The organism is Hydrogenophaga sp. GW823-FHT04C09, assembly GCF_058796355.1.
In genome coordinates, this window is sequence record NZ_JBXAIO010000001.1 from 475778 (window position 1) to 494204 (window position 18427).

The following is an 18427-nucleotide window of genomic DNA, read 5'->3' on the forward strand; positions in this document are numbered from 1 at the left end:
CGCGTGAAAAAGCCGCCAGCACTGGACAGCACGGGCGGCTTGGTGGGGGAACGCAGCATCAGATGCGGAAACTTTCGCCGCAGCCGCAACGGTCGCGCTCGTTCGGGTTGTTGAAGCGGAAGCCCTCGTTGAGGCCTTCGCGCACGAAATCGAGCTGCGTGCCGTCGATGTAGGCCAGGGCCTTGGGATCAACCAGCACCTTCACGCCGTTGTCCTCGAACACCACGTCTTCCGGCGCGATCTCGTCGGCGTACTCCAGCTTGTAGGCCATGCCGGAGCAGCCGGTCGTCTTCACGCCCAGGCGCACACCCACGCCCTTGCCGCGTTTGGCGATGTAGCGGTTGACGTGCCTGGCGGCGGCTTCAGAAATCGAGATGGCCATGGGAACGCGGTGCTCCTCAGTTGACGTGTTTCTTGCGGTAGTCGTCCACCGCGGCCTTGATGGCGTCTTCGGCCAGGATCGAGCAGTGGATCTTCACCGGCGGCAGGGCCAGTTCTTCGGCGATCTGGCTGTTCTTGAGCGCGGCAGCCTGGTCGAGCGTCTTGCCCTTGACCCACTCGGTCACCAGCGACGACGAGGCGATCGCCGAGCCGCAGCCGTAGGTCTTGAAGCGTGCGTCCTCGATCACGCCCGTGGTCGGGTTGACCTTGATCTGCAGCTTCATCACGTCGCCGCAGGCAGGGGCCCCCACCATGCCGGTGCCCACCGAGTCGTCGCCCTTTTCGAAGGAGCCGACGTTGCGGGGGTTTTCGTAGTGGTCAACAACTTTTTCTGAATAAGCCATGGTGTCTTCTCCTTCAATGCGCTGACCACTGGATGGTGGACAGGTCGATACCGTCTTTGAACATTTCCCACAGCGGGGACAACTCGCGCAGCTTGGCCACGTTTTCCTTGATGGTGGCGATCGCGTAGTCGATTTCTTCTTCGGTCGTCCAGCGGCCGATGGTCATGCGCAGGCTGCTGTGCGCCAGTTCGTCGCTGCGGCCCAGGGCGCGCAGCACGTAGCTGGGCTCCAGGCTGGCCGAGGTGCAGGCCGAGCCCGACGACACCGCCAGACCCTTGATGCCCATGATGAGCGACTCGCCTTCGACGTAGTTGAAGCTCATGTTGAGGTTGTGCGGCACACGGCGCGTTTCATGGCCGTTGATGAACACCTCTTCCACGTCCTTGAGACCCGCGACCATGCGGTCGTGCAGGGCCTTGATGCGCTGGTTCTCTTCGTGCATCTCGGCCTTGGCGATGCGGTAGGCCTCACCCATGCCCACGATCTGGTGGGTGGGCAGCGTGCCCGAGCGCATGCCGCGCTCATGGCCACCGCCGTGCATCTGCGCCTCGATGCGGATGCGCGGCTTGCGGCGCACGTAAAGGGCACCGATGCCCTTGGGGCCGTAGGTCTTGTGCGAGGTCAGGCTCATCAGGTCGACGGGCAGCGTCTGGAGGTCGATGTCGACCCGGCCGGTGGCCTGCGCGGCGTCCACGTGGAAGACCACGCCCTTCTCGCGGCAGATCGCGCCCAGGGCCGCGATGTCCTGGATCACGCCGATCTCGTTGTTCACGAACATGACCGAGGCCAGGATGGTGTCGGGGCGGATCGCGGCCTTGAAGGCTTCCAGGTCGACCAGGCCATCGGCCTGCACGTCGAGGTAAGTGACTTCGAAGCCCTGGCGCTCCAGCTCGCGCATGGTGTCGAGCACGGCCTTGTGCTCGGTCTTCACCGTGATGAGGTGCTTGCCCTTGGTCTTGTAGAACTGCGCCGCGCCCTTGAGCGCGAGGTTGTTGGACTCGGTCGCGCCGCTGGTCCAGACGATTTCGCGCGGGTCGGCGTTGATGAGGGCGGCGACCTGCTCGCGCGCGGTCTCCACGGCCTTCTCGGCCTCCCAGCCCCAGGCATGGCTGCGCGACGCCGGGTTGCCGAAATGTTCACGCAGCCAGGGAATCATGGCGTCCACCACCCGCGGATCGCAGGGGTTGGTGGCGCTGTAGTCCATGTAGATGGGGAAGTGCGGAGTGCTCATGGAAGGACGGTTCGTGGGCTTGTCGGTGAAAAGAGGTGGCGGCGGGGTCGAGCGCCCCGGTCAGGCCGGGTTCATTTCGAGAACGCGGCGCCTCCGAGGGCAAAGACCGAGTTGGGGGCGTTCACGCGGATCGGCTTGACCACCGGCGCGCTGGAAATCGCCCGCTTGATCAGGGGTGCGTTCTCCACCACCACGCCCTTGGCGAGCTGCTCGTCCACCAGCGACTGCAGGGACACCGAGTCGAGGAAATCGACCATCTTGGCGTTGAGCTGCGCCCACAGTTCGTGCGTCATGCAGCGGTGGCCTTCGCCCAGGCAGTTTTCCTTGCCGCCGCACTGGGTGGCGTCGATGGGCTCGTCCACGGACACGATGATGTCGGCCACGGTGATGTCGGCCGCCTTGCGGCCCAGCGTGTAGCCGCCGCCGGGGCCACGGGTGGATTCCACCAGTTCGTGGCGGCGCAGCTTGCCGAACAGCTGTTCCAGATAGGACAGCGAAATCTGTTGCCGCTGGCTGATAGCCGCGAGCGTGACGGGACCATTGTTCTGGCGCAGGGCCAGATCGATCATGGCGGTGACCGCGAAGCGGCCTTTGGTCGTGAGGCGCATATTCAAGCTCCTTGAGATGTTGGCTTGACCGTCGTGGCATGGTCCAACGGGTAAGAACCCCCCTGAACCCCTTCTCCACCCACCCCGATCCGTTGCGGATCTGTTATCGAAGGCTTTCCCGACTGTTTTCGTCGAGTATACCTCAAAAGCCTAGTGTTTTGCTCAGCATTTTACTGGTAAACCCTTCCCCCGTTCCCCGGGGGCACCAGTTCGGTGCTCAGGGAATGTTGTCGGTACCCGGGGCACCGAACACCTGGGCCTTGAGGTGGGCGAGTTGGTCGCGCACGCCGGCGGCCTTTTCGAACTCCAGGTTGCGGGCGTGTTCGAGCATGAGCTTTTCCAGCCGCTTGATCTCGCGCGCCACGTCCTTTTCGCTCATCTCCTCGACGCTGGCGCGCTGGGCGCTCTCGGCAGCCAGGCGATCGGCCTCCCGGCCCGCCTTCTCGCTGTAGACCCCGTCGATCAGGTCCTTGATGCGCTTGTTGATGCTGCGCGGCTCGATGCCCATGGCCAGGTTGTGGGCGATCTGCTTGTCGCGCCGGCGCTGGGTCTCGTCCATCGCCCGCTTCATCGAGTCGGTGATGCGGTCGGCGTACAGGATGGCCTTGCCGCCCAGGTTGCGCGCGGCGCGGCCGATGGTCTGGATCAGGCTGCGCTCCGAGCGCAGGAAACCTTCCTTGTCGGCGTCCAGGATGGCCACCAGCGACACCTCGGGAATGTCCAGCCCTTCGCGCAGCAGGTTGATGCCCACCAGCACGTCGAAGGCGCCCAGGCGCAGGTCGCGGATGATCTCCACACGCTCCACGGTATCGACATCGCTGTGCAGATAGCGAACCTTGACGCCGTTTTCCGTCAGGTAGTCGGTGAGCTGCTCGGCCATGCGCTTGGTCAGCGTGGTGATCAGCACGCGTTCGTTTTTCTCGACGCGGATGCGGATCTCCTGCAGCACGTCGTCCACCTGGTGGGTGGCCGGGCGCACCTCCAGCTCCGGGTCCACCAGACCGGTGGGGCGCACCAGTTGCTCCACCACCTGACCGGCGTGGGTTTTCTCGTAGTCGGCCGGCGTGGCGGAGACGAACACCACCTGCCGCATGCGCTGTTCGAACTCCTCCAGCTTGAGCGGGCGGTTGTCCAGCGCGCTGGGCAGGCGGAAACCGTATTCCACCAGTGTGGTCTTGCGAGCGCGGTCGCCGTTGTACATGCCGCCGAACTGGCCCATGAGCACGTGGCTCTCGTCCAGGAACATCACCGCGTCCTTGGGCAGGTAGTCGGTCAGGGTGGACGGCGGCTCGCCCGGGGCGCTGCCCGCGAGGTGGCGCGAGTAGTTCTCGATGCCCTTGCAATGGCCCACCTCGCTGAGCATCTCCACGTCGAAACGGGTGCGCTGCTCCAGCCGCTGGGCCTCCACCAGCTTGCCCTCGCCCACCAGCTGCTTGAGCCGGTCGGCCAGCTCCAGCTTGATGGCCTCTACCGCGTGCAGCACCTGCTCGCGCGGCGTCACGTAGTGGCTGCTGGGGTAGACGGTGAAGCGCGGGATCTTCTGGCGCACCTTGCCGGTGAGCGGGTCGAACAGCTGCAGCGTCTCCACCTCGTCGTCGAACAGCTCGATGCGGATCGCCATTTCCGAGTGCTCGGCGGGAAACACGTCGATGGTGTCGCCGCGCACGCGGAACTTGCCGCGCGAGAAGTCCTGCTCGTTGCGCGCGTACTGCATGCGCACCAGCTGGGCGATCAGGTCGCGCTGGCCGATCTTGTCGCCGGTGCGCAGCGTCATCACCATCTGGTGGTAGCTCTCGGGCTTGCCGATGCCGTAGATGGCCGAGACCGTGGCGACGATCACCACGTCGCGCCGCTCCAGGATGCTCTTGGTGCAGCTGAGCCGCATCTGCTCGATGTGCTCGTTGATCGCGCTGTCCTTCTCGATGAACAGGTCGCGCTGCGGCACATAGGCCTCGGGCTGGTAGTAGTCGTAGTAGCTGACGAAGTACTCCACCGCGTTCTTCGGGAAGAACTCCCGGAACTCGCTGTAGAGCTGCGCGGCCAGCGTCTTGTTGGGCGCGAACACGATCGCCGGGCGGCCCAGCCGCGCGATCACGTTGGCCATGGTGAAGGTCTTGCCCGAGCCGGTCACGCCCAGCAGGGTCTGGAACACCTCGCCGTCGTTCACCCCCTCCACCAGCTGGCGGATGGCCTCGGGCTGGTCACCCGCTGGCGGGTAGGGCAGGAAGAGCTCGAACGGGGAACCGGGAAACGTGAGGAACTCGCCCTCGGGGGGCGCGTCGCTCACCCCTTCAATCAGCGGGTCTTTCGGCGTCGGAGGCAGGGTCGTCTGGGGCATCGGACGATTGTGCCGGATGGTCGCTTTCGGCGCTGGCGCCCGGGGGGCGCGGGCGGCGCACGCCGGGTTTGGCCAGGATTTCCACGTAGGCCTGCGCCCCACCCTCGCGCGCCACGGCGTCCAGCTGGCCGATCAGGGCGGAGAGGTGCACCACCTCGGCGGTTTCCTTGGTGGCGCCGAGGCGGCAGTCGAAGTCCAGGAAATCGGCACCCTCGGGCAACTCGCGGCGGCGCTCGCGCTTGAGGTATTTGCGGATCTCGTGCTTCACGGCTTCCAGCACGCGATCGCGGTGACGGCCTTCTTGGGTCAGGGGGAAGATTTTTCTCATGGAGGGCGCGATTATGCGCGCCGGGGTATCCTGCCCCGCGATGACCTCCCGAGAACACCACCCCACCCCCAGCAAGGACGAGATCGCCCTGCTCGCCCCGTTCGAGCAGTTGCGGCTCGACCGCATCACATTGGTGAACACCGCCGCCCAGGCCCGAGAGGCCTGCGCCGCCCTGCGCGACCACCGCGCCTGGGGCTTCGACACCGAGTCCAAGCCCACCTTCTTCAAGGACCAGGTGTCCGACGGGCCGCACATCGTGCAGCTCGCCACGATGCAGCACGCCTGGGTGTTCCAGCTGCACGAACCCGACTGCCGCGCCCAGGTGGCCGCGCTGCTGGCCGACGGCGGCCACACCAAGGCCGGCTTCGGCCTGGGCGACGACACCCGGCGCATCGTGGCCAAGCTCGGCGTGGAGCCCGGCGGCGTGCTGGAACTCAACACCGTGTTCCGCGAACGCGGCTACCGCAAGGACATGGGCGTCAAAGGCGCGATCGCGGTGCTGTTCAACCAGCGCTTCATCAAATCCAAGAAGGCGGCCACGTCCAACTGGGCCAACCCGCGGCTGACGGAAGCCCAACTCATCTACGCCGCCAACGACGCCTGGGGCGCCATGCGCGTGCACCACGCGCTGGGTCTGGGCTGAGTTTCAGCGCCGCCGCAATGGCGTGAGCAGCTCGCTCAGCCCGTTGTGGTCGATCTCCCGCATCAGCGCCAGCAGGCGGCCGATCTCGCCGGGCGGAAAGCCTTCGCGCGCGAACCAGTGCAGGTAGTTGCCCGGCAGGTCCGCGATCACGTGGCCCTTGTATTTGCCAAAGGGCATTTCCACGGTGACGAGGCGTTCGAGGTCTTCGGGTTTCATACCAGGGAAGTGGATCGGTCCAGCCAGGCGCGCACGCAGGCGTTGAATTCGGCCGGCTTCTGGCGCATCACCCAGTGGCCGGTGTCCAGCGCGAGCACCTCGCAACCCGGCGCGCGGGTGAGCTGGTCCAGCCAGCGCTCGGAATGGAACATGAAGGGCTTGCGCCGCCCATAGATGAACAGCGCGGGCATGCCCACGCCCAGCAGCTTGTCCACACGGCCCACGCCGCGCAGGCCGCCATGGGCGCCGAACCAGCCCATGGCATACGGGTAGTTCATCTGCCAGCCGATCCGGGACGGTTCGTTGCGGCAGCCGATGGTGCGCGCCATGTAGCGCGTCATGCGGTTCGCCAGCCAGGGCCACCACGGCCCGATCTTCCAGGCCACCGCGAGCCAGATCTGGTAGCCCGCGATCATCCGTTTTTCCTTGCCACTCAAGCCCCTGAGGTAGGCGCCCGAGCTGGTGTCGCCGATGTCCACGCCCACCACGCGGGCGACCCGGTCCGGGTGGCGCGCGGCGAACTCGTAGCCGAAGAAACAGCCCCAATCGTGCACCAGCAGCGTGACCGACTGGTGCGGGCTGACCGCGTCGACGATCTTGCGGATCAGGCCGGTCATGGCGTCCACCGACGCCGCCCTGGGCGGTTTGGCCAGGTCGTAGCCCGGCAGGCAGAAGCGCACACAGCGGTAGCCCTCGCGCAAGGCCACCACGGTGCTGTCCCACAGGGCCGGGGTGTCGGGCCAGCCGTGCAGCATCACCACCGTGTGCGGGCCCTCGCCTTCCACCACCACATCCACGTCATCGATCTGCAAAGCTTCCTTCATGAGCGAGAGCCTCCGGCGGTTGGGTGATGAATGGGCAGCGCGCATCGTACTGGAATGGAACACATGGCGTCAGGGAAATCCCGGGCGTGCGGGCGGCGCGGCGGGCGTTCATGATGGCCGGCGAACCTTTGCACCCCCGCACCGCCGAGACCGACATGAACCCAGCATCCGCCCCCACCTCTTCCTACGCCCAGGGCCCGCAGAGCCCGGCCCTGCACGACATCACCATCGGCGAGGCGCTGGCCCGCGCCGCCCACCAGTGGGGCGAGCGCGAAGCCCTGGTGATCCCGCACCAGAACGTGCGCTGGAGCTGGCGCGAGCTGCTGCAACGCAGCGACGCCGTGGCCGCCGGCCTGCTCGCGCTGGACCTGCAACCCGGCGACCGCGTGGGCATCTGGGCACCCAACTGCGCCGAATGGACGCTGATGCAGTTCGCCACCGCGCGCGCCGGCCTGATCCTGGTCAACATCAACCCCGCCTACCGCGCCAGCGAACTGGCCTACGCGCTCAACAAGGTCTCGTGCAAGGCCCTGGTGCTCGCGCCCGCGCTCAAGACCAGCAACTACATCGAGATCCTGCGCAGCCTCGCCCCCGAGCTCGACGCCGCCGCCCCCGGCCAGCTCCATGCCCAGGCCCTGCCGCACCTGCGCTGGGCGATCCGGCTCGGCCAGGAAAAAACCGCGGGCATGCTCAATTTCGACGACCTGCCCGCGAAAGCCGGCGACGCCCAGCGCGAGCAACTCGCGGCCATCGGCCCCCGGCTCGCGCCCACCGACCCGATCAACATCCAGTTCACCTCGGGCACCACTGGCTTCCCCAAAGGTGCCACGCTGACCCACCGCAACATCCTGAACAACGGCTTCTTCGTCGGCGAGGCCATCCGCCTCACGCCGGAAGACCGCCTGTGCATCCCCGTGCCGCTGTACCACTGCTTCGGCATGGTCATGGGCAACCTCGCCTGCGTCACGCACGGCTGCGCCATGGTCTACCCCTCCGAGGCCTTCGACCCCGCCGCCGTGCTGCAGGCCGTGCAGGCCGAGCGCTGCACCGCGCTCTATGGCGTGCCCACCATGTTCATCGCCGTGCTCGACCACCCGCAGTTCGGCGCCACCAACCTCTCCAGCCTGCGCACCGGCATCATGGCCGGCTCGCCCTGCCCCATCGAGGTCATGAAGCGCGTGCAATCGCTGATGAACATGCGCGAAGTCACCATCGCCTACGGCATGACGGAAACCTCCCCGGTCTCCACCCAGAGCGCGGTGGACGACCCGGTGGACCGCCGCGTGTCCACCGTGGGACGGGTACAGCCCCACCTGGAGGTGCAGATCGTCGACACCGACAACCGCGCCGTGGCGCGCGGCCTGGTGGGCGAACTCTGCACGCGCGGCTACTCGGTGATGCAGGGCTACTGGGACGACGCCGAAAAAACCCGCGAAGCGATCGACCCCGAGGGCTGGATGCACACCGGCGACCTCGCCACCATGGACGCCGAGGGCTACGTCAACATCGTCGGCCGCCTGAAAGACATGGTGATCCGCGGCGGCGAGAACGTGTACCCGCGCGAGATCGAGGAGTTCTACTACCGCCACCCCAAGGTGCAGGACGTGCAGGTGGTCGGCGTGCCCGACCCGCGCTTTGGCGAGGTGCTCTGTGCCTGCGTGGTGCTCAAGGCCGGCGAGAAGGCCACGGTGCAGGAACTGCAGGACTTCGCGCGCGGCCAGATCGCCCACTACAAGGTGCCGGCCTACATCGAGTTCGTCGACGCCTTCCCCATGACCATCACCGGCAAGATCCAGAAGTTCCTGCTGCGCGAGGCCATGGTCAAGAAACTCGGCCTCAAGGCGGCAGCAACGGCCTGACTAGCGCAGCAGGGTCAGCGCCAGCCCGGCCAAGGCGCACACCCCCAGCAGCGGCATCACGCCCCACTTGAGGCGGAACAGCGCCACCAGCGCCAGCAGCGTGATGACCGCCGAAGCAAGGTCGAACGGCCCGCCGAAGCCCTTGGGCCACCACACGTGGTACGCGAAGAACAGCGCGAGGTTGAGGATCACCCCCACCACGGCGGCGGTGATGGCCGAGAGCGGCGCGGTGAAGCCCAGCCTGCCGTGCGTGGCCTCCACCAGCGGGCCACCCGCCAGGATGAACACGAACGACGGCAGGAAGGTGAAGAAGGTCACCACCGTCGCCGCGAGCGCCGCGCCGAGGAACAGCGCGTCCGGCCCCAGCACGGACTTTGTCCATCCACCGACAAACCCCACGAAGGCCACCACCATGATGAGCGGGCCGGGCGTGGTCTCGCCCAATGCGAGGCCATCGATCATCTGCGCGCCGGTGAGCCACTGGTGCGTGTCCACCGCGCCTTGGTACACGTAGGGCAGCACCGCGTAGGCCCCGCCAAAGGTGAGCAGCGCCGCCTTGGTGAAGAACCAGCCCATCCGGGCCAGCGTGCCCTCCCAACCCTGCGTGGCCACCAGCGCAGCCATGCCCAGCAGCCACAGCGCCAGCCCCACGCCAAGCACGTTCGCCAGATGGCGTTTCGAGAAACGCGCGTGCGCCGGCGTGGGCGTGTGGTCGTCGATCAAGGCCGGCCCATGGCCCGCCGCCTGGGCACCGTGGCCACCGCCCAGCGCGAAGACCTGGGGCCAGCGCCGCGCGCCGAAGTGGCCGATCAGGCCGGCGGCCAGCACGATGGCGGGGAACGGTGTGTCGAACCCGAAGATGGCCACGAAGGCGGCGGCGGCGATGCCCCACATCCAGGGGTTGCGCAACGCGCGCGTGCCGATGCGGTGCGCCGCGTGCAACACCAGCGCCGTCACGGCCGGCTTGATGCCGTAGAAAATGCCCGCCACCACCGGCACGTCGCCAAAGCGCAGGTACACCCAGGACAGGCCGATCAGGATGAACAGGGAGGGCAGCACGAACAGCGCGCCGGCCACGATGCCGCCCCAGGTGCGGTGCATCAGCCAGCCGATGTAGGTGGCGAGCTGCTGCGCCTCGGGGCCGGGCAGCAGCATGCAGTAGTTCAGCGCGTGCAGGAAGCGGCGTTCGCTGATCCAGCGGCGGCGCTCCACCAGCTCGGTGTGCATGATCGCGATCTGCCCGGCCGGCCCGCCGAAGCTGATGAAACCCAGCTTGAGCCAGAAGCGCAGGGCCTCGCCAAAGCCGACGGCGGCGGGGGGTTCGGGGGTGGCGGGTTCGGGCATGGGAACTGGGGTGAAGCAACCGCCCGCAATGTAGCCCATCCCCTTGAAACCGCGGTGACGGCCCGCCTCTATTTCGCCAGCATCCACGCCACCGTCTGGCCCACCACCTCGGCCTCGATGCCGTTGAAGCCGTGGTGGCTCTGCGTCCGGCCCCTGGGGCGCGGCCAGGCGATGACGGCCTGAACATCGACCACATGGTCAGCTTGCTGGCGAAACCCGCTCAGGTACGGAGGGCGCTGCTTCTCCGAAGGCGCGTCCACCACCGCGACCGTCACGCCCTGCTGCGTAAACAGCGCGCGAGATCGCACCAGGGAGTTGCCGCCACCCCAACCACCCGCTCGACCACCTGCGCATGCAAATCTGTGTGCCACAGAACAGCGCCAATGATCAACAAGGGGATGCGCATGAAGGGCCTCGTGCAAGTGAAGTCATATTCGCCACGGACAGGCCCGTTGTCGAGTGATATTTCACACGAAAGACCTCGCAAGCTCTGATACGCTGGCAGGGCGCCACCCAAAAGAAGAGGGAGCCCCTTGACGACCGCTGCACCCCGCGACCGAGTTCTGACCTGGATACTGCCGCTGCTGCCCGCGGTGGTGGCCTTGGTGTTGCTGGTTCTCTCGCTGCTGCTGGCCGAGATCATCGTGGCCAAGGAACTGGAACAGCGCGCGGGCACCCGTGTCGAGCAATCCGCCCAGCTGTACGCGGACCAGATTTCGCGCTCGCTGGCCCGCCGCACCGTCGAACTCCAGCTGCTCGGCGAAATGGCCCGGGCCGACATCCACACCGACACCTGGCGCGATCAGATACAGCGCCTGAAGATCAGCACCAACAGCTACGTGTGGATCGGTGTGACCAATGAGCACGGCGAAGTGGAAGTGGCCAGCGATCGCCTGCTCGAAGGCACTTCGATCGCCCATCGCGGGGTGTTCACCAACGGCCGGGACGGCCTGTGGTTCGGCAGCCTGCACCCGCCGGTGGCGCTGCGCGACCCCCTGAGCAAACGGGGTCTGCAGGTGCCGGAAGAGCTCGCCGACATCGCCATGCCCGTTTACGACACCCAGGGGCTGACCCGTGGGGTGATCGCCGCGCACCTCGACGCCCGCTTCTTCGACCAGTTGCGCCAGCAGGTGCTGGGGCCGCCAGAGGTCCGCCGGTCCCTGAACCTGGCCCTGGTCGACGCCGACGGGCGCGTGCTGATCGGGGAGCGGCCGACGGTGACCGACAGCGAATGGAACGTTCTGCTGACCGGCCCTGAAGAAGACGCCCACACCGTGCAGGACGACAAAGGCAGGCACTACCTCCTCTCGCACGTGGCCATTCAGCCCCGGGACTCGGAACTGCGCACCCCATGGCAGGTGGTCGGCTACCAGCCGCTGAGCGCCGCGGTCGAGCCCGTGCGCCAGCTCGAGCGCAGCCTGCTGACCTGGGGCGGCATCACCACGCTGCTGCTGGGCCTGGCCGGTTTCGCGATCTCGCGCCACCTGGCGCGGCCTTACAGCCAGTCCGAGCAGCACCTGCGCGAACAGGGCGAGGTGCTGAGCGCGGTGATCAACTCCGCGAGCGATGCGGTGATCAGCGTGGATCTGCAGGGGCGCATCAGCCTCTTCAACCCCGCCGCCGCCCGCATCTTCGGCCACCCCGAGAGCAGCATGATCGGGCAGCCACTGGACGTCCTGCTGCCGGAGATGCAACGCGCCCAGCACCTCGGCCACCTGCAGCGTTTTGCGGAATCCCACACCACCACACGCCCCATGGGTGTGGGGCGCGTGACCGGCCTGCGGGCCGACGGCCAGACGCTGAATCTCGAAGCCTCGATCTCGCAGATCACCGTGCGCGGCAACAAGGTGCTCACCGCCATCCTGCGCGACGTGACCGAGCGCGTGCGCGCCGAGCGCGCCGTGGCGCAGTACCAGCTCGAGCTCTCCGAACTCACGCGCCGCCTGCTGCATCAGGAAAAACAGACCACGCGCCGGCTGGCCCAGATCCTGCACGACCAGCTCGGACAGACGCTGGGCGCGATCCGGCTGTCGTTCGACGCGCTCACGGGCATGATCCCGCTCGGCCTGCCCGACAAGGCCAAAGAGCGCGCCTTCAAGCTGGGCAACATGATCGACACCGCCAACACCGAGGTGCGCCAGGTGCTGGTGGAGCTGCGTCCACCGCTGCTGGATGAACTCGGCCTGCAGGCGGCGCTGGAAAACGAGGTGCACACGCGCACCCCCGATGCCGAGCCGGTGGCGCTGCTGCTGAAAATCTCGCCCACCGCAAGCGACGTGCGCTGGCCCGCCGACGTGGAATACGCCGCCTTCATGGTGGCCCGGGAAGCCCTGGCCAACGCCGTGATGCACGCCAACGCGAGCCAGGTGGTGGTGCGTGTCGATGGCGAAGCCGAGTGGTTGCACCTTCAGGTGACCGACGATGGCAAAGGCCTGACGCCCAAGATGGCCGCTGGCCGGCCCGGGCACCTCGGCATCGTGGGCATGCGCGAACGCGCGCTGGCCATCGGTGCGCGCATGGAAGCCAAGGGCCTGCCCAAAGGCGGCACCGTCATCTCTCTCACCTGGGGAACCCCACCGGCCATCCCCCCCGGAGAACTGTCACCCGCAAGACCCTGATTGCGCCACCTTGAGACTGCCATGAGCGACATATACCTGGTAGACGACCACGCGATGATGAGGGACGGCCTGCGCGCGGTGCTCGAAGGCGCCGGGCACCACGTGGTCGGCGAATCGGATCAGCCCACCCCCGCGCTCGCGGACATCGTGCGCCTGGTGCCCACCGTGCTGCTGCTCGACCTGCACCTGTCCCACCGCTCCGGCTTCGAACTGCTCGAACAGCTGCAGCGGCGCAAACTCAGCACCCGCACCATCCTGCTGACCATGTCGGCCCAGCCCAGGCACGTGGCCGAAGCGATGCGCCTGGGCGCCTTCGGCTACGTGCTCAAGGGCTCGCCTTCGCGGGACGTGATCGACGCGGTGGCGGCGGTGAGCGAGGGCCGCAAGTACCTGGGCATCGGCGTGGCCGAACTGGCGGTCGAAGGGCTCATGGGCGACGCCCCGCCCAGCAGCATCGAATCGCTCTCGGCGCGCGAACAGCAGGTCATCCTGCTCGTGGTGCGCGGCCTGACCAGCGTGGCCATCGGCGAACAGCTGCACCTCTCGCCCAAGACGGTCGAGTCCTACCGCAGCCGGCTCATGGCCAAGCTCGGCGTGAGCGACCTGCCCGCGCTCGTGCGCCTGGCCATCCGCGAAGGCCTGATCAGCGCCGAAGACGACTGAGGACTTTCGCACAGGCGCCCTGGGCTTGCGGGTGATTCCGCCCCGCACCGTCCAGTTTTCCCCGCAGGCACGCGCCCCCGATGCGCTGCACAGTCTCTGCATGGCGGCGCGGCTTCTCGCGTCCAGCCGACAGGAGCCTGAGATGACCGTTTCCCTCCCCGCGCCGCTCGACACCCAGCCCCTGCAGGTGCTGGTGGTCTGCCCGCGTGGCGAATACCTGGACACGGTGCGGGGCCTCGTCGGCGACTGGGTGCGCAGCACCCAGATCTACTGGACGGTTGACCCCGTCGCCGCCCTGCGGCGCGCGCAGCAATCGCCCCCGGCCCTGGCCATCCTGGACGCCCGCATCGACCGCGCCAGCGGCTGCATGCTCAGCCGCGAACTCGCGCTCGCCCACACCGACTTCGACGTGTTGAGCTTCGACGACCCCGGCGCCAACTGCGTGCAGTGCCAGCCCAGCACCTGGCACTGGTCCGAACTGCCCCGCGCCATCGGCTGGTGGGTGCAACGCCACCTGGTGCTCGCGCCCCCGGCCCACTGAACCTGCGCCCGCACTAGACTCCGGTATGCACAGCGGCTACCGGGTGTTGGTGACAGGGGGATACGGCTTCTTCGGCAGCCGCCTCGTCGAGCGCCTGGCGCGGCTTGAAGGCCTGAGCATCGTGGTCGCTGGCCGGCACGCGGCCTCCGCGCAAGCCCTGGTTCAAACGCTCCAGGCCTCCGCCGCCGCGGAGCTTCATGCCGCGGCGCTGGACGTCCATACCCCCTCTCTCGAACAGACCCTGGCGCAGTGGACCCCGGATGTGGTGGTGCACACCTCGGGCCCCTTCCAGGGCCAGAACCACCACGTGGCCGAGACCTGCATCCGCCACGGCACGCACTACATCGATCTGGCCGACGGCCGTGACTTCGTCGCCGGCATCGGCGCCCTGGACGCCTCGGCCAAAGCGGCCGGTGTGCTGGTGCTCAGCGGCGCCAGCTCCGTCCCCGCGCTGTCGGCTGCGGCCGCGGACCACCTCAGCCGAGGCATGGCGCTGGTGCGCTCCATCGACATCGGCATCAGCCCGGGCAACCGCACCGAGCGTGGGCTCTCCACCGTGCAAGGCATCCTGAGCTATTGCGGGCAAACCATCGCGCACGCCGACGGCCGCAGCGAACTCGGCTGGGGGCGGTCGTACCGCCATCGGTATGGCGCACCGGTCGGGGCGCGGCTGCTCTCACCCTGTGAGGTGCCCGACCTGAGCCTCCTCCCCGCGCGCTACCCGGGCGCACCCACGGTGCGGTTCGGCGCGGGCCTGGAACTGGCCTTCCTGCACCGGGGCATGAACCTCATGGCGCTGGCCCGGCGACTGAGCCTGGTGCGCGACTGGTCGGCCCACGCCAGGCTGCTCACCCGCGCGGCGGACCTGTTCAAGACCTGGGGCAGCGATGCCGGGGCCATGCACGTGCGGGCCAAAGGGGTGGACCACCGCGACCAACCCATCGCGCGCACCTGGGAACTGATCGCTACCGAGGGCCACGGGCCCTATGTGCCCACCCTCGCGGCCTGGGCCCTGGTGAAGAAACTGGCGGCCGGCGAGCCCTTGCCGAGCGGCGCCCGGCCGTGCACCGGCCTGCTGTCCCTGGAGGACTTTGATGAAGCCGCCACCGGCCTGCGCATCACCACGCGGGTCGAGGAGGCATGACGGCGCCGGTTTCAGCGGAACACGCTCACCGCCTCCACCAGCCGCTTCGTCTGCTGCTGCAGGCTTTGTGAGGCGGCGGCACCCTGCTCCACCAGGGCCGAGTTCTGCTGCGTCACCTGGTCGAGGTGGCCCACGGCCTGGCTCACCTGCTGGATGCCGCCGCTCTGCTCGATCGTGGCCGCGCTGATCTCGCTGATGAGGTCCGACACGCGCTGCACCTGCTGCACGATCTCGTCCATCGTCTTGCCCGCGTCGTCCACCAGTCGCGTGCCGGCCTCCACCTTGCCCGCGCTGGCGCCGATCAGCTGCTTGATTTCCTTGGCCGCCTCGGCGCTGCGCTGCGCCAGGCTGCGCACCTCACCGGCCACCACCGCGAAGCCCCGACCCTGCTCACCGGCCCGAGCGGCTTCCACCGCCGCGTTCAACGCCAGGATGTTGGTCTGGAAGGCGATGCCGTCGATCACGCCGATGATGTCGCTGATCTTGCGCGAGCTCTCGGTGATCTCGCTCATGGTGTGCACCACCTGGGACACCGCATGGCCGCCGCGCGAAGCCGCGTCGCTGGCCGTGCCCGAGAGCTGGTTGGCCTGGCTGGAGGTCTCGGCGTTCTGGCGCACGGTGGCGGTCATCTGCTCCATGGACGCCGCCGTCTGCTGCAGGCTGGACGCCGCCTGCTCGGTGCGCTGGCTCAGGTCGTTGTTGCCCTGGGCGATCTCCGTCACCGCCGTCTGCACCGTCAGCACCTGCTGGCTCACGTCGTCGATCAACCAGCGGAACATCAGGCCCAGCTGGCTGATGGTGCGCATGGTCATGCCGATTTCGTCCACCCGGTCCATATGCGCCACCTTGTGGGTGTCGCCCGTGGCCACGCGCAGGGCCTGCTCGCGCAGGTACTCCAGCGGGCCGGCCAGCTGTGATTCGAGGAACCAGCCCGCCAGGCCCACGCCCACGGCGGACAGGCCGGCGAACTGCGCCCACTCCATGCCATGCAGCCCCAGCGCCCAGGCGCCGCCAGCAAGAGCGGCCAGCAACACCGCCAGCGGCAGGCGGATGCGGCTGCGCACGCCCATGGTCTTGAACACGGTCGTCAGCCCCATCAGCCCGGTGCGCAGCAGCAGGCCCTTGTGCAGCTTCAGGTGGCGGGCGCGGCCCTCGCGCATGTCGGCGTAGAGCCGCTCGGCGCCGGCAATCTCTTCGCGGCTGGCCTTGGTGCGCACCGACATGTAGCCCACGGTCTGGCCGTTGCGGATCACCGGCGTGGCGTTGGCCCGCACCCAGTAATGGTCACCGTTCTTGCGGCGGTTCTTCACCAGGGCCGTCCAGGGCTCACCGCCCTTGAGCGTGGCCCACATGTCGGCGAACGCCTCCTTGGGCATGTCCGGGTGCCGCACCAGGTTGTGCGGCTGGCGCTGGATCTCCTCCAGCGTGAAACCGCTCACGTCCACGAACGCTGCGTTGGCGTAGGTGATGTGGCTCTGGGTGTCGGTGGTCGACATCAGCGTGGCATTGTCGGGGAACTCGTATTCACGCTGGGTAACGGGAGAGTTGACGCGCATGGCGGATACCTTGAATGTGTGGACAGATGTCTGCTGTATCGACGCCCCCGGGGCCGTCTTGTGTGGGGAAACCATGTCTTTTTTGCTCACCCCGGCCCGCCCGCTTGCGCTAAGCTCCCGTTCATCGGCCCCCCAAAGCCAGCCAGCCCAAGGAGACACCCATGAGCCCATCGAGCTTGCGCACGGTCCTGGTGTTCAGCGCGGAAGACCAGGCCTGGATCCGCCGCACCCCCATCACCGTGCCCGCCTTCTGGCAAGGCCACTCGGTGCAACCGGCCCAGGGCGACCTGGTCCGCCTGGGTGGCCGGCAATTCCTCATCCGTGGCCGCGTGTGGGAACACGACGGCGAAGGCCCCATCCTCAAGCTCTACATGGGCGACGCCCACGCCCAGAGCGACACCACCCTCGGCTAAACCACGCTCGGACCAACCGGAACGCTTCCATGCCCATCGAACTCTGGCTCGCCTTCGTCGCCGCATCGGCCGTCATGCTGATCATTCCCGGCCCGACCATCCTCACCGTCATCAGCTACTCCATGGCCCACGGCCGGCGCGCCAACGTGCCGCTGGTGGCGGCCGTGGCGCTGGGCGACTCCACCGCGCTGGCGGTCTCGCTGCTCGGCCTGGGCGCGCTGCTCGCCACCTCGGCCTTCTGGTTCACCCTCATCAAATGGGCCGGCGGCCTGTACCTCATCTACCTGGGCGTCAAGCTGCTGCGCGCGGGCATCTCGTCCACCGAACTGGCCGCCCCACCCGCGCCGCAATCGCGCTGGCGCCTGTTCGCCAACACCTACCTGGTGACCGCGCTCAACCCCAAAGGCATCGTGTTCTTCGTGGCCTTCCTGCCCCAGTTCATCAGCCCCTCGGTGCCGGTGGCCCCGCAGCTGTGGGTGCTGGCCATCACCTTCGTGGTGCTGGCCACGCTCAACGCCACGCTGTACGCCGTGTTCGCGGCCTCGGCGCGCCGGGTGCTCACCTCGCCGCGCGCGCAGCGGCGCTTTCACCTCGCGGGCGGCTCGCTGCTGACGGCGGCGGGCGTGTGGGCCCTGATGGCCCGGCGCGCGGCCTGAATCAACGAACGAACGAACGAGCGGGCAGGCTCAGGCCGCGATGGCGATCGACTCCGTGTAGATGAAGCTGTTGCACGCCGCCACGAAGGCCCGCGGCGTCTGGCGCGCGCCAAAGCCGTAAACGCGCAGACCCTCGCGCCGCAGGCAGAAGGCCAGTGGTGTGAGGTCGCTGTCCGACGACGCGAGGCACACCCCGTCGAACTGGCCCGTGTTCGCCAGCGACATCGCGTCCAGGCTGAGCACGATGTCGGCGGCGTTCTTGCCCATGGCGTAGGGAAAGAGTTGCACCGGCTCGATCGCGTTGTGCAGCAGCACGTTCTTGCAGCGGCTCATGCCCGGCCGGGACCAGTCCGCATACGCGCGCTTGACCGCCAGCACGCCATAACTCGCGGCGCGCAGCAGGATGGGACGGGTGAGTGTGTAGGAGACGTTTTCCGCGTCAAACAAGACGGCGAGTCTCTGTTGCTTGTGCTGCAGCCGGGGCATGTGGTGGCTTCCCTGTTCGTTGGTGAACAGCCGCCGCCCTGGATAAGGGCGGCGGCCTGAACGGGGTGAGAACCGGGATCCACGGAAAACCGGTAGGCCTCGCGGCCTCCCGTCCAGGCCGCCAAAAAAACATCGGTCTGGATCGACAGAGGCCGCATTCCTTGTCGGTATTTA

Annotated in this window: 20 protein-coding genes; 8 read left to right on the forward strand and 12 right to left on the reverse strand. The window is 67.7% G+C overall.

What is annotated here, in order from left to right; translation table 11 throughout:
• Positions 1-58: 58 nt before the first annotated feature.
• From iscA to AC1Q9M_RS02075, 6 genes are all read right to left on the reverse strand, one after another.
• A complete protein-coding gene (gene iscA / locus AC1Q9M_RS02050; RefSeq protein WP_066272849.1) occupies positions 59-382 on the reverse strand; it encodes an iron-sulfur cluster assembly protein IscA in 324 nt (107 codons plus the stop codon).
• Positions 383-398: 16 nt separating this feature from the next.
• Entirely contained in the window at positions 399-785 is a 387-nt protein-coding gene (gene iscU / locus AC1Q9M_RS02055; RefSeq protein WP_382324333.1) for a Fe-S cluster assembly scaffold IscU, read from the reverse strand.
• Between the two features lie 13 nt (positions 786-798).
• Positions 799-2016 (reverse strand): IscS subfamily cysteine desulfurase, encoded by a 1218-nt coding sequence (locus AC1Q9M_RS02060; RefSeq protein WP_382158559.1) that lies wholly within the window; start codon positions 2014-2016, stop codon positions 799-801.
• Between the two features lie 71 nt (positions 2017-2087).
• The gene (iscR, locus tag AC1Q9M_RS02065; protein ID WP_066272853.1) at positions 2088-2624 is read right to left on the reverse strand and encodes a Fe-S cluster assembly transcriptional regulator IscR; all 537 of its coding nucleotides are present in this window, start codon (positions 2622-2624) and stop codon (positions 2088-2090) included.
• A 217-nt stretch (positions 2625-2841) separates the two neighbouring features.
• On the reverse strand, positions 2842-4962 hold the full coding sequence (gene uvrB, locus AC1Q9M_RS02070) for an excinuclease ABC subunit UvrB (protein ID WP_444691235.1): 2121 nt from the start codon (positions 4960-4962) through the stop codon (positions 2842-2844).
• A complete protein-coding gene (locus AC1Q9M_RS02075) occupies positions 4916-5290 on the reverse strand; it encodes a DUF6172 family protein (RefSeq protein WP_444686384.1) in 375 nt (124 codons plus the stop codon). Before AC1Q9M_RS02075 ends, uvrB begins: the two co-directional genes overlap by 47 nt.
• Before the next feature lie 40 nt (positions 5291-5330).
• Between AC1Q9M_RS02075 and AC1Q9M_RS02080 the strand changes: the two genes are divergently transcribed.
• The gene (locus AC1Q9M_RS02080; protein ID WP_382324328.1) at positions 5331-5933 is read left to right on the forward strand and encodes a 3'-5' exonuclease; all 603 of its coding nucleotides are present in this window, start codon (positions 5331-5333) and stop codon (positions 5931-5933) included.
• 3 nt (positions 5934-5936) lie between these two features.
• Here AC1Q9M_RS02080 and AC1Q9M_RS02085 read toward each other — a convergent pair whose 3' ends face one another.
• A complete protein-coding gene (locus AC1Q9M_RS02085) occupies positions 5937-6149 on the reverse strand; it encodes a DUF3820 family protein (protein WP_291118552.1) in 213 nt (70 codons plus the stop codon).
• Positions 6146-6973: an alpha/beta fold hydrolase gene (locus AC1Q9M_RS02090; protein WP_382326831.1), complete on the reverse strand. Its 828-nt coding sequence runs from the start codon at positions 6971-6973 to the stop codon at positions 6146-6148. The genes AC1Q9M_RS02085 and AC1Q9M_RS02090 overlap by 4 nt, the downstream gene beginning before the upstream one ends.
• A gap of 155 nt (positions 6974-7128) precedes the next feature.
• Here AC1Q9M_RS02090 and AC1Q9M_RS02095 point away from each other — a divergent pair, with 155 nt between their 5' ends.
• Positions 7129-8832 (forward strand): AMP-binding protein, encoded by a 1704-nt coding sequence (locus tag AC1Q9M_RS02095; protein WP_382326833.1) that lies wholly within the window; start codon positions 7129-7131, stop codon positions 8830-8832.
• Here AC1Q9M_RS02095 and chrA read toward each other — a convergent pair whose 3' ends face one another.
• Together chrA and AC1Q9M_RS02105 are read right to left on the reverse strand one after the other, a co-directional pair.
• The gene (gene chrA / locus AC1Q9M_RS02100; RefSeq protein WP_492432174.1) at positions 8833-10176 is read right to left on the reverse strand and encodes a chromate efflux transporter; all 1344 of its coding nucleotides are present in this window, start codon (positions 10174-10176) and stop codon (positions 8833-8835) included.
• Between the two features lie 68 nt (positions 10177-10244).
• The gene (locus AC1Q9M_RS02105) at positions 10245-10370 is read right to left on the reverse strand and encodes a hypothetical protein (protein WP_492432176.1); all 126 of its coding nucleotides are present in this window, start codon (positions 10368-10370) and stop codon (positions 10245-10247) included.
• A 339-nt stretch (positions 10371-10709) separates the two neighbouring features.
• Between AC1Q9M_RS02105 and AC1Q9M_RS02110 the strand changes: the two genes are divergently transcribed.
• The 4 genes from AC1Q9M_RS02110 (at position 10710) to AC1Q9M_RS02125 (ending at position 15142) form a co-directional block, all read left to right on the forward strand.
• A complete protein-coding gene (locus AC1Q9M_RS02110; protein ID WP_492432178.1) occupies positions 10710-12794 on the forward strand; it encodes a PAS domain S-box protein in 2085 nt (694 codons plus the stop codon).
• Positions 12795-12815: 21 nt separating this feature from the next.
• A complete protein-coding gene (locus AC1Q9M_RS02115; RefSeq protein ID WP_382158573.1) occupies positions 12816-13457 on the forward strand; it encodes a response regulator in 642 nt (213 codons plus the stop codon).
• A gap of 142 nt (positions 13458-13599) precedes the next feature.
• Positions 13600-13998, forward strand: a complete 399-nt coding sequence (locus tag AC1Q9M_RS02120; RefSeq protein ID WP_382158574.1) for a response regulator — start codon at positions 13600-13602, stop codon at positions 13996-13998.
• A 25-nt stretch (positions 13999-14023) separates the two neighbouring features.
• On the forward strand, positions 14024-15142 hold the full coding sequence (locus AC1Q9M_RS02125; RefSeq protein ID WP_492432181.1) for a saccharopine dehydrogenase family protein: 1119 nt from the start codon (positions 14024-14026) through the stop codon (positions 15140-15142).
• Positions 15143-15153: 11 nt separating this feature from the next.
• On the opposite strand, the gene AC1Q9M_RS02130 is transcribed toward AC1Q9M_RS02125, so the two are convergent.
• Complete coding sequence (locus tag AC1Q9M_RS02130; protein WP_382324318.1) at positions 15154-16698, reverse strand: methyl-accepting chemotaxis protein; 1545 nt, start codon at positions 16696-16698, stop codon at positions 15154-15156.
• Positions 16699-16859: 161 nt separating this feature from the next.
• On the opposite strand from AC1Q9M_RS02130, the gene AC1Q9M_RS02135 reads away from it, so the two are divergent.
• Together AC1Q9M_RS02135 and AC1Q9M_RS02140 are read left to right on the forward strand one after the other, a co-directional pair.
• On the forward strand, positions 16860-17111 hold the full coding sequence (locus tag AC1Q9M_RS02135) for a hypothetical protein (RefSeq protein WP_382324316.1): 252 nt from the start codon (positions 16860-16862) through the stop codon (positions 17109-17111).
• A 29-nt stretch (positions 17112-17140) separates the two neighbouring features.
• The gene (locus AC1Q9M_RS02140; protein WP_492432184.1) at positions 17141-17767 is read left to right on the forward strand and encodes a LysE family translocator; all 627 of its coding nucleotides are present in this window, start codon (positions 17141-17143) and stop codon (positions 17765-17767) included.
• 30 nt (positions 17768-17797) lie between these two features.
• Here AC1Q9M_RS02140 and AC1Q9M_RS02145 read toward each other — a convergent pair whose 3' ends face one another.
• A complete protein-coding gene (locus tag AC1Q9M_RS02145; protein ID WP_382324315.1) occupies positions 17798-18214 on the reverse strand; it encodes an NYN domain-containing protein in 417 nt (138 codons plus the stop codon).
• Positions 18215-18427: the final 213 nt, after the last annotated feature.